General features: G+C 49.1%; 12 protein-coding genes. 8 read left to right on the top strand and 4 right to left on the bottom strand.

Annotation, left to right across the window (positions count from 1 at the left end):
• The 3 genes from TY10_RS13380 to TY10_RS13365 form a co-directional block, all read left to right on the top strand.
• The coding region (locus tag TY10_RS13380) for a peptidoglycan-binding domain-containing protein (protein WP_202903183.1) at positions 1-420 on the top strand (420 nt) is incomplete at its 5' end.
• Positions 421-781: 361 nt separating this feature from the next.
• A complete protein-coding gene (locus TY10_RS13370; protein ID WP_042164273.1) occupies positions 782-1285 on the top strand; it encodes a ferritin in 504 nt (167 codons plus the stop codon).
• A 72-nt stretch (positions 1286-1357) separates the two neighbouring features.
• Positions 1358-1900, top strand: coding sequence for a hypothetical protein (locus TY10_RS13365; RefSeq protein ID WP_042164271.1), 543 nt, complete (start codon positions 1358-1360; stop codon positions 1898-1900).
• 104 nt (positions 1901-2004) lie between these two features.
• Here TY10_RS13365 and TY10_RS13360 read toward each other — a convergent pair whose 3' ends face one another.
• Positions 2005-4086, bottom strand: coding sequence for an ATP-dependent helicase (locus TY10_RS13360; RefSeq protein WP_042164269.1), 2082 nt, complete (start codon positions 4084-4086; stop codon positions 2005-2007).
• A 105-nt stretch (positions 4087-4191) separates the two neighbouring features.
• Between TY10_RS13360 and TY10_RS13355 the strand changes: the two genes are divergently transcribed.
• Together TY10_RS13355 and TY10_RS13350 are read left to right on the top strand one after the other, a co-directional pair.
• Entirely contained in the window at positions 4192-4755 is a 564-nt protein-coding gene (locus TY10_RS13355) for a GNAT family N-acetyltransferase (RefSeq protein WP_042164267.1), read from the top strand.
• 22 nt (positions 4756-4777) lie between these two features.
• Positions 4778-6043, top strand: coding sequence for an MFS transporter (locus tag TY10_RS13350; RefSeq protein WP_042164265.1), 1266 nt, complete (start codon positions 4778-4780; stop codon positions 6041-6043).
• On the opposite strand, the gene TY10_RS13345 is transcribed toward TY10_RS13350, so the two are convergent.
• Positions 6044-6787, bottom strand: coding sequence for a DUF3888 domain-containing protein (locus TY10_RS13345; protein ID WP_042164263.1), 744 nt, complete (start codon positions 6785-6787; stop codon positions 6044-6046).
• A gap of 133 nt (positions 6788-6920) precedes the next feature.
• Here TY10_RS13345 and TY10_RS13340 point away from each other — a divergent pair, with 133 nt between their 5' ends.
• Together TY10_RS13340 and TY10_RS13335 are read left to right on the top strand one after the other, a co-directional pair.
• Entirely contained in the window at positions 6921-7460 is a 540-nt protein-coding gene (locus TY10_RS13340; protein WP_042164261.1) for a GNAT family N-acetyltransferase, read from the top strand.
• Positions 7461-7486: 26 nt separating this feature from the next.
• On the top strand, positions 7487-7948 hold the full coding sequence (locus TY10_RS13335) for an SRPBCC family protein (RefSeq protein WP_042164259.1): 462 nt from the start codon (positions 7487-7489) through the stop codon (positions 7946-7948).
• 11 nt (positions 7949-7959) lie between these two features.
• Here TY10_RS13335 and TY10_RS13330 read toward each other — a convergent pair whose 3' ends face one another.
• Positions 7960-8187 (bottom strand): cysteine-rich CWC family protein, encoded by a 228-nt coding sequence (locus tag TY10_RS13330; RefSeq protein WP_042164255.1) that lies wholly within the window; start codon positions 8185-8187, stop codon positions 7960-7962.
• Between the two features lie 117 nt (positions 8188-8304).
• Here TY10_RS13330 and fur point away from each other — a divergent pair, with 117 nt between their 5' ends.
• Positions 8305-8799, top strand: a complete 495-nt coding sequence (fur, locus tag TY10_RS13325) for a ferric iron uptake transcriptional regulator (protein WP_042164252.1) — start codon at positions 8305-8307, stop codon at positions 8797-8799.
• 54 nt (positions 8800-8853) lie between these two features.
• On the opposite strand, the gene TY10_RS13320 is transcribed toward fur, so the two are convergent.
• A complete protein-coding gene (locus tag TY10_RS13320; RefSeq protein WP_042164250.1) occupies positions 8854-9186 on the bottom strand; it encodes a DUF1904 family protein in 333 nt (110 codons plus the stop codon).
• Positions 9187-9779 lie beyond the last annotated feature (593 nt).

Genomic DNA, 9779 nt, shown 5'->3' with positions numbered 1-9779 from the left:
CGCAGTGGAAAACCACCAGGCGGCACATGGATTCATAAAGCCGGGGTTATGCCGGATATCGATGTTGCACTTCCTAGCTACGCCTCGCTTCGTCCGCTTCCGATTGGAAGCGAGATGGGGAAGGGGAGCTTTGGCGAGGATGTGAAGACGCTCCAGACGATGCTGAATGTGCTGGGTTATGCGGATACCGGTCAGACAGGTCTGTTCGATGCGGAGACGGAGCAAGCGTTGCGCCGCTTCCAGAATGACCAGAAGCTACCGGCAAGCGGCGCATTTAATGATAAGACCGCTTATCGATTGCTTGAACAATTAAACAATAAACTGGAGCAGGAAGACACGCAGTTGAAAAAAGGACTGGATGTGTTGAAAATAAAAGCTGTCACTCTTGTCCCCGCTATTGACAACGGGAATGATAATTAATATCATTTGAGTAATACACCTATGCGTTTGCATGGCGGGTTACGGGGTGACTGGGATGAAGAAGATCAAATATTGCTCACGCAATATGAAGAATAACGGGACAAAGCCTGTCTACAAGGCGATGAAGTCGAAATATCCCGAGATTGAAATGAAAAAAAGGATTGCCTCGGAAACTGCAGGACATGCAAGCATGAGTGCTTCGTTATGATAAAATCGGAGACGGTGAAAGCTGATTCCGCCGATAAGCTATATAAGCAACTGAAAAGATTGATCGGATAAATTTACAGAGGGATGGCATTTGCCGTCCCTTTTATTTGTGGTAGAATATAGATAATTCTTGAAAAGATGAGGTGCATAAGCGATGAATGACAAATTAGCAGAGGCTTTAAACGATCAAATGAATTTCGAATTCTATTCGGCGCATGTGTATCTTGCAATGGCAGCCTACTGTTCGGCAGAAAGCCTTGAGGGCTTTGCCAACTTCTTTATTATTCAGGCTGAAGAAGAACGTTTTCACGCGATGAAAATATATAAGTTCCTGAATGACCGGAATCGTCGCGCTACGCTGGCGGGACTGGGCGATCCTAAAAACGAGTACGCTTCGATGCTTGATGCGTTCGAGCACGGTTACGCGCATGAACAGCAGAACACGAAACGGTTCTACGATCTTGCCGATTTGGCGCTGAATGATCGTGAGCACGCAACGATGTACTTCCTGAAATGGTTCATCGACGAGCAGGTAGAGGAAGAGTCCCTGTTCGACAGCATCATTCAGAAGCTGAAACGGATTGATAAGGACAGCAATGCATTCTATATGCTTGATGCAGAGTTCGCACAACGTACGTTCGTAGCACCGGCAGAATAATTCGACAACGAAGAAAAGGGACAGGCTGCAGAAGGCCGGTTCCTTTTTTTTATGCGGAAAGGAGTGTCTCGCTTGTTTTATAGCATTCAAAAGCTGGTCGGGTTTGCATTCGTGATAATCGGTATTATCAGTTTGCTTGCAGTTAGTCCATGGATAGGAGGAATTCTTCTATTTGGCGGTTTTGTACTTATTTCGTTAGGGGAATTGATTTTATTGTTGAAAGGTATGCATGACCGGCAGCTAGGACTGCCTCCCAGCAAAGAACAGCTTCATCGAATCATTCAAGCTACACCTAAATTAGAAGTGTTTTCTGGTTCCCTTACGATTTCTCCAGTGAATGGAACCGAGTATCCCGTAATCGAGCTTGATGGGGAAAAGTATGTGCGGGGAAGGGCTTTTGTACGGTATATGTCGCAGACTGGAAATCGGTATAGTTTTGAGTTTCCCAATACGGATAAGCTTGAGCTGCGCTGCGCAGTTAATTATAGCCCAGGCGTTTCGATATTCGGTTATCAGGAGCAGGTGTTTGTTAAACTGTCGGTTCTGCCGATTGCGTACCGTTTTGAAGCAGAGAAGCTGATTGTGGAAGCTTTGGAGACAGCTCTGCAGCAGTAGCTGTAGAATCGATCGGCAATATTGGCCGGTTCGTCCGAAAGGAGTTCCAGAGAACCGGCCAAGTTTAGTCATTGTAGAGCAGTAGTTTTGGTGTGAGATGAGTGCTATTCATAAGCCGATAACAAGAACGGAGAGACGGCGGCAGGCTTGCCGCGGTAATAGGCGGGAGAGCTAATATACAGCTCCTCCTGCGCCCGGGTAACGGCGACATAAGCTAGACGCCTTTCTTCCTCCAGCGCCGCCTCTGCCTTGTTGTCGCCAGCCTGCAGAACGCTGCGGTCGCTGTTCTTGTCGGCCGACATTGCCGAGCTGTGAGGCAGGATGCCCTCCGAGACGCCGCATATGAAGACGACCGGAAACTCAAGTCCCTTCGACTTATGGATCGTCATAAAGTTGACGGCATCGGCGTTGCGCGGGTCGAGCTTCAGCAGCTTCATTTCCTCATGCTTGGCAGCAATCTCATCGATAAAAGCGAGGAAAGGCTCAATGCGCTCGAATCGTTTGGCCGCCGCTTCCAGCTCATCGAGCATCTCTTTCAGCGACTCCTTGTGCTCTGTCAGTGCGGCTTGACCTTTATTCGCTTCCAGATATTGATCATAGAAGCTTGTCCGCAAAAGCTTAATAGCGGCTTCAGGCCGCATCGTCGCAAGCGAACGGATGAGCTTAATCCGTTCTTTGATTTTCTCTTTATGGAATTCCTTAATCATCGGAAAACGGGTCAAATGAATGAGCGGCCATTTTTTCGCCTGCTTTTTCTCCTCGTTCCAGATAAAGGCCATCGCCTGATCGGGCTTCACGTACATCGTCGCCAGCATCGCTTCCATCGCATCGAAATTACGCCGTTCGATCGACAGGCGCAGGTGGGCGATGACAGGACGAATAATGCCCTGCTCGTAAAAGGAATCTCCTCCGCCATAGTCGATGAACGGCACCTGACGGATGACAAGCTGATCGAATACAGCACGGCTGCTGCTCGCTGTCCGGAACAGAACGGCTATATCGCCGTAGCTGCAATTGCCTTTGCCTTGCTTGGCGATGATGGTGTTCACAATTAGCTCCGCTTCATCGTCGGAGTTGCCCGGACGCGCAAAGACCGGCGGTGCGCCATGCGGCTTGGCCGTCTGCAGTGTCTTGCTCCGCCGCTGCTTGTTGTGACGGATAATGGCATTACCGAGACCAACGATACCAGAGCCGGAGCGGTAGTTGACGTCAAGGACGACGCTGCGGGCTCCGGGAAACTGCTGCTCGAAGTTCAATATATAGTCATTGCGCGCCCCGTTAAAGGAATAAATGGTCTGATCGTCATCTCCGACAACCATTAAGTTGCGGCTGGGCTCGACGAGCAGTTTAATGAGTGCGTACTGCACTTTATTCGTATCCTGAAACTCGTCGATCATAATGTAGCGGAAGCGGTTTTGGAATGATTGAAGCAGCCGTTCTTCCCGAAGCAATAGCTTGTACGCTTCCAGCAGCATATCGTCGTAATCGATGAGATGAGCTTCGGTTTTCCAAGCCTCGTAGCTGAGAAACAGCTGCTTGAGCTGCCGCTCCTCCTCATCGCTTTCAGGGAGATCCTGAGCTTCGATCATTTCTAGCTTGTACGCAGATAACATGGCAATCAAGGTTTCAGCTTGGTACGTCTCATGCAAATTCCGCTCGCGCAGCAGCTTTTTGAAAAACAGCTGTTTGCGGCCGGTTTCTCCGAGAATAGCCTGTTTATAGCCGCTCCGTCGAAGCAGCAGCAGGCAAAAGGCATGGAAGGTCCGTGCTTCAATAGCGGATGCCGCGTGATCACCGATGTTGGGCAGCTTGGCAATGCGCTCGCGCATTTCTTCCGCAGCTTTTTTGGAGAAAGTCATCATCAGCAGCCGGTGCGGCTGAATACCGCGTACGGCGAGCAAGTAGCCTGCGCGGCAGACAAGCACCGAGGTTTTGCCTGATCCGGCTCCGGCAATCGTTAGAAGCGGACCGTCATGATGACGGACAGCGGCAATTTGCCGTGCATTCAACTGTATGCCGTGTGCCTCCAGCGAACGAAAATAGGAAGCATCGCTTTCGGTTGCGGCGACGAGTTCTGTGCTGGTGTCTGCCGATGCCCGCTCGGCGGCGGGGAAGTTTTTATTTACAATGCCAATTGGACGTTTGAAATACGTATAATTGTTTGTCCCTTTTTGATTTGTCGTCATATAATTAATCACCTGATCTCGATTATAGCATGATAGCCATGCGCAGATCGCGGTAAAATAGAACAAACATCAGTGGCTTTTAGCAGAAGAAGGAGGCAAGGCGTAATGATACAAGCAGCAAGGAAGGAAGACGGCCCGGAGGTAATGGCTTTAATGCATACGGCAATCGGTTCAATTGCCTGTTCGCTGGCGGGTGTTGACGGGGAAGAAGAAGCGATGGGCATCTTGGCCTCTTTTTACGAGGAGGAAGGCAACCGGATCAGCTATCGCAATGTTATTGTAGATAAGCGGGAAGACAAAGTAGCGGGCATTCTTATCAGCTACGGCGGCGATGATGCAGAAGCGCTTGATCGTCCATTCATAGAGAGAATCGAGCGGGTAACCGGGCGGACAGGCTATACCATTACGCAAGAAACCCGGCCGGGGGAATATTATCTGGACTCTATTGCCGTGCATGAGGATTTTCAAGGCCAAGGCATTGCCAAGGCACTCATGGCCGCTTTTGAGGTGAAAGCAGCAGAAGAAGGCTATGACCGCGTCACGCTGATCGTAGAGGAATATAATGACCGGGCCCATGCATTGTATGTAAAGATGGGCTACACGGAGGATGGTGTGCTAGAAGTAAGCGGGCACCTCTATAAACGTATGGTTAAACAAATTTCACTATAGAACAAGGAAGAGAGTGAAGCCGATGGCAGAGGTTGGGTTAGGCCGCAAAATCGCGTATAGCTCGGGTAATTTATCCGTCAATTTAATTGCACAGGCTTTTGCGACATACATCGTGTTCTACTACGTAGACGTATTAGGAGTCAGACCTTATCTGATCACATCGGCTATGGTCATTCATGGTATTGTGAATGCGCTGCTTAATCCGCTTTTTGGCTATTTGTCCGACCGGACCAAATCACGCTGGGGAAGAAGAGTGCCGTATATGCTGTTCGGCATGGTCCCGCTAGCGGCACTGTTTACCGCAATGTGGTTTCCGGTTGGAACGGGGACGGCTCTATTCTGGTATTTCCTTATCATCATCCTGGCTTATGATGTTTTATTTGTCATGGTCGTGCTCAACTATTCGGCTCTGTTTCCGGAGCTGTTCGTTACGATCAAGGAGCGGGCGGCAGTATCCTCCTGGCGTCAAATGCTCGGTATTATCGGCATGATTATTGGCGTCGCGCTGCCTCCTCTTATTTACGGCAAGCTGGGATGGGGCGTGATGGGCGTTATTTTCGGTGTTATCGCATTGCTATTCTTTATCGTTATGCTTGCCGGCAGTAAAGAGAGAGGGACCGCGCCAGAAGCGACAATCGGTTTCTGGCGTGCACTTCGCTATACGTTTTCCAACAAAGCGTTTGTGTATTATGTAACCGGAAGTCTGCTCGTGCAATTTACCTTTGCGCTGCTGCCGGCAACGATACCGTTTTTTGCAAAATATGTGCTTGGTGCAGCGGATAACGGCAGTACGATTTTGCTTGGCTCAATTTTTCTGGTTGCCATTCCTTGCGTGTATGTATGGGGGAGACTCGTTCAACGCTGGGGGCCGCGCCAAACCATTATTATCGCTGTCATTTGCTATATGGTTGCACTTCTTCCTTTTCTCTTCGTCACCACGCTTGCGGCTGCGGCCGTAACGGCAGGTTTAGTCGGCATTGGTCTTGCAGGACTGATGGTCTTGCTGGAGATTATGCTATCTGAAGTTATCGACGAGGATGAGAAACGGACCCGTGAACGGCGGGAAGGGATGTATTTCGGAATGAATGGATTTATCGTCCGCTGGGGTGTTTCCCTGCAAGCGCTTACGACTGGAATTGTACTTGAAGCTTCGCATTACGTGAAGGACGCGGTGCAGCAGTCGGATGCTGCGATTATGGGTTTCCGCTCTATGCTAAGCTTGATCCCGATCGCAGCCTTGCTGCTGGCCGTCTTGTTCTTCACCCTGTACCCGATTCGGAAAAAATAGCTACTCCATATACCAGAGAAGCTCTTTCGTCATAGGCCGCCCGGGTTTTCGTTCTGCTGATCCGCATAGCCAGCCCTTTAGCCGGTCTTTTCTCAGCCTGATTGCGATGTTCGTTCCGTCCGTTTGTTTGAGCAACAAATAGCCGAGACGTTTCGTTTCATTAAGTAGTGTAATGGGGGACAGGGTGTTCTTATAACCGGAATTATACGCAGGCAGGTATTGGCTCGCGGCAAGCTCATTGCAGGCAACCAAAGGGCGAAGCTGGCGGTTTGTTTCAGCCTGATATTGAAGTTCACGCAATTTATAGGGTTGCGAGGCACTGTCATCGTTATCTAGATTGAAGGCAGTGAGAAGCTCGTTTGTTAGCATGCTGCGAAACTGTTCAAGCTTGTGCTCCCACTCATCTCCTTTATGCAAATAACGAATGAGTTCTGGGGCTGACTGTGTATGTTGGGGATCGATTCTAAATGTGATGAGATCATGCCCTATAGGCGGCATTTGTTTATGCGGGAACGTCGAAATTTCGACGGCAACAATCGCGGAGCTGGGGCGGCTAACTGTCATAACGCTGTAGCTCCTCCGCTCGCCATAATAAGCTGAAACAGCTCGTCCAATGGTAGGCTCAAGCAGCTGCTGTAAAGCGTGATGCTCGTCAGACGGGAGTGCCGAATGAGCGGGCGTTGCATTTTGCTGCGTAAGCAGCCAGATAAACAAGAGGAAGATCACCGTCATATAGAGCTTCATCGCGTCAAACTCCTTGTTTGCATAACCTTCAAATCGTATCGTTCCCCAGGCATGAGAGGGCCATGCTTTCCCTTCAAAAAAAACGGCATACAGCCGATGTATTTACTATTCGCACAACAAGGAGAAGTGGAAGATGAATCTGATTCCTTCCGTATGGAGAACATTTGCTTACAAAATGGCGGATCTGGAGCGGCACGAAATCGATGCCGTGCAGCAAATTTACAATTCATGCACCGCGATAAGCGAATGGGATGGGAGAACCTATAATCCCAACTATGTTGGGGAGTCGTATGAGGCTGGTATTTTGCCGGAAGGCGGCGTCAAAGAGAACTTTAGAATCCAGACGATCCGCAATGAATCCATGGACGAAATAATCGGCTTTATTAGCCTATACCACGGATATCCGCGGGAGAGCTCGATTTATCTTGCATTTATGGGCATCGCAGCCGATCATCAGAAACAAGGCTATGGCAAGCAGGTTGTAAAGCAGCTGCTTATCGAGGCTAAAAGATTGGATTATTCGGAGATTCGAGTGAACGTATCGTTGAAAAACTGGCCGGCGCTCCGGTTCTGGACGCATTCTGGATTTAATCATATTAGCGGTATTTTTGGCGACAAAAAAATATCGGACGAGCATTTTGCAGATGTTGAACTGGTCAATGAACTGACTTAATGCTGCGAATAGCAGGTGGAGGAAGAATGGCAACGACTGTAGTGACAAAAATTGAGATTGAGGCGCCGATTGCGTTATGTTTTGCAATGGCAAGCGATATTGGCGTTCATACGAGGACGGTTTGGAAACATACACGGGAAAAGGCTGTAGCAGGTGTTACCAGCGGGCCGATCAAGGGAGGGGAGACCGTTACCTTTGAAGCTACGCATTTCGGCGTCAGGCAGCGGCTTACATCCCTTATTTCTGAATATGATCCACCCTACATGTTTGTCGACGAGACATTAAAGGGTGCTTTTAAAAGCCTCAGACATATTCATCATTTCGAGCAGATTGGTAAAATCACCGTGATGACCGACACGCTTCATTTTGAAGCGCCGTTTGGCTTGCTCGGGCGGATTGCGGAAATGCTTGTCTTAAAGCGCTACATGAGACGCTTTATTGAGCATCGCAACGAGCAGTTGAAGAAGCTTATACTAGAGGCACTGTAAGATAGGGGGAGTTACTCGTTTGCGCTGGAGTCTGATTCCACCTTCGCTTTTGCTTTGAACTCGGACAAGCAGCTTTTGCAAATGCAGGCCGCATTTTTGTAGGCATCTGGCACGGTATCAAGCAGCGCTTTCGGGAACGTTTCACGAGCACACCAGCAGCTGCCGAGCTCATTCCCTGAGGCAGAGGTGGTCGTCTCCATCACGCAACTGTGATTTTCACCGCATAGTGGGCATTTCATCAGTTTATCTCCTTCCGTTAAATAAATTGAAAACAAACGTTTACCTGATATCTATTTTGGTCTATAATAATAACTAGATTATAATTATTATAATCAAGAAGGAAGCAGGTGATTGCCATGAATGTAAACTCAAAAATTAATATAAGCATAGAGCAAAAGCCCGAGCTTGAACAGATCAACCGGCAATTGAAGACGAAGGGCTTTAAGCTTACTGCGCAGCGTGAGGCGACTGTGAACGTTCTTCTGGAGTATGAGAAGGATCATTTGAGCGCGGAAGAGGTTTATTTGCTGGTGAAGCAAAGCTATCCCGATATCGGACTGGCGACGGTATACCGTACGCTGGAGCTGCTCTGTGAGCTTCATGTGGTGGAGAAAGTCAACTTTGGCGACGGCGTGGCCCGTTACGATTTGAGAGGCGAGGACCAGCCCCATCTTCATCACCATCTTATCTGTACAAAATGCGGCACTGTAGAGGAAATCAAAGAGGATTGGCTGCTGCCGCTGGAGAACCGGGTGTTGGCAGAATTCGGCTTTACCGTTAGTGATCACCGGCTGGACTTTCAAGGCATATGCCGGGACTGCAACGCGAAAGCGCAAATGCCAGCTGTCTAAAATCATATAGGAGTCCGGCCAGACGGCAGTAACCGTCCGGCCGGACTTTTTTTGTCAGCTGCAGGGTACGCCGTTGATGTAATAGCTGTCTTCCCGGTATACCCGAAAGGCGATTTCGGAATCGGCAATACCGATCTCCTGCAGTCTTGCCGTAACGGCTGCTGCTACCTGGTCTCTGACAGCCTGTCCCCGTTCAAACCAGCCAATCTCCACAAACGGATAGCTGGTATCGCTGCTGCTTCCGCCATAGACGGATGTGGTCTGCAGCACATCCATCGTAAAATTATCGGTTCCGCACTCACAAATAGCAGCGAGCTCGGTTGCGAGTGCCTCGCTCACGGTGAGCAGCTTGTCGGCTGGAACACCTCTAAAAGTCAATTGTGGCATGCTGAATGCCCTCCTTCTCAACATATATAAATCAACCTTGACTCCCCTAGAATACTGTATTTGCGCTGCCTGTGAAAGAGCGGAAGGCAAGTTTGTCGGAGCAAAGAGAACTTGAATCTGAACATAGAGAAACCCGCCAATTACATATCGCCGACTAGTCCCATCATCCACCCAATCCGCACCTTCCCGCCAGAATGAAAACAAAATGCAAATGTGCATGTAGATTAGCCTCAAAAGGTCAAAAATAGCTTCCAAAATGTAAAAGTACATTTAAAATCGCCCATTATCATCATATCGGCTCTTTTTTAGCCGATCAAACTGCACATTTACATTTTGATGCGATAAATCGCTCATAATGCGCCTTACAACCTGTATTTTTGCATTTTGTTTCGAAGAAGGGGCGACGGGCGTCAGTTTGCTCGCATAGGGCGAGCGGAGTGTTTTGAGTTCAGGATGACATTTCGCAGGTTCCCTCCATCCCCTATCGCGCACGCGAATAGGTTGATGGAGTCAAGAACGGCAGCATGAACCAAAACGCGCAGCGACCCTGTTAATTGGCGGCAGTTTGCTCGCATAAGGCGAGCGGAGTGTTT

Source organism: Paenibacillus gorillae (genome assembly GCF_000513275.1).
Classification (GTDB): domain Bacteria; phylum Bacillota; class Bacilli; order Paenibacillales; family Paenibacillaceae; genus Pristimantibacillus; species Pristimantibacillus gorillae.
This window is presented reverse-complemented; position numbering and strand designations above follow the sequence as displayed.

Excerpts from the sequence above, each read along its gene's own strand:
- TY10_RS13370 (WP_042164273.1), top strand. The coding sequence starts at position 782 with ATGAATGACAAATTAGCAGAGGCTTTAAACGATCAAATGAATTTCGAA.
- TY10_RS13360 (WP_042164269.1), bottom strand. The coding sequence starts at position 4,086 with ATGACGACAAATCAAAAAGGGACAAACAATTATACGTATTTCAAACGT.
- TY10_RS13355 (WP_042164267.1), top strand. The coding sequence starts at position 4,192 with ATGATACAAGCAGCAAGGAAGGAAGACGGCCCGGAGGTAATGGCTTTA.
- TY10_RS13350 (WP_042164265.1), top strand. The coding sequence starts at position 4,778 with ATGGCAGAGGTTGGGTTAGGCCGCAAAATCGCGTATAGCTCGGGTAAT.
- TY10_RS13345 (WP_042164263.1), bottom strand. The coding sequence starts at position 6,787 with ATGAAGCTCTATATGACGGTGATCTTCCTCTTGTTTATCTGGCTGCTT.
- TY10_RS13340 (WP_042164261.1), top strand. The coding sequence starts at position 6,921 with ATGAATCTGATTCCTTCCGTATGGAGAACATTTGCTTACAAAATGGCG.
- TY10_RS13335 (WP_042164259.1), top strand. The coding sequence starts at position 7,487 with ATGGCAACGACTGTAGTGACAAAAATTGAGATTGAGGCGCCGATTGCG.
- TY10_RS13330 (WP_042164255.1), bottom strand. The coding sequence starts at position 8,187 with ATGAAATGCCCACTATGCGGTGAAAATCACAGTTGCGTGATGGAGACG.
- fur (WP_042164252.1), top strand. The coding sequence starts at position 8,305 with ATGAATGTAAACTCAAAAATTAATATAAGCATAGAGCAAAAGCCCGAG.
- TY10_RS13320 (WP_042164250.1), bottom strand. The coding sequence starts at position 9,186 with ATGCCACAATTGACTTTTAGAGGTGTTCCAGCCGACAAGCTGCTCACC.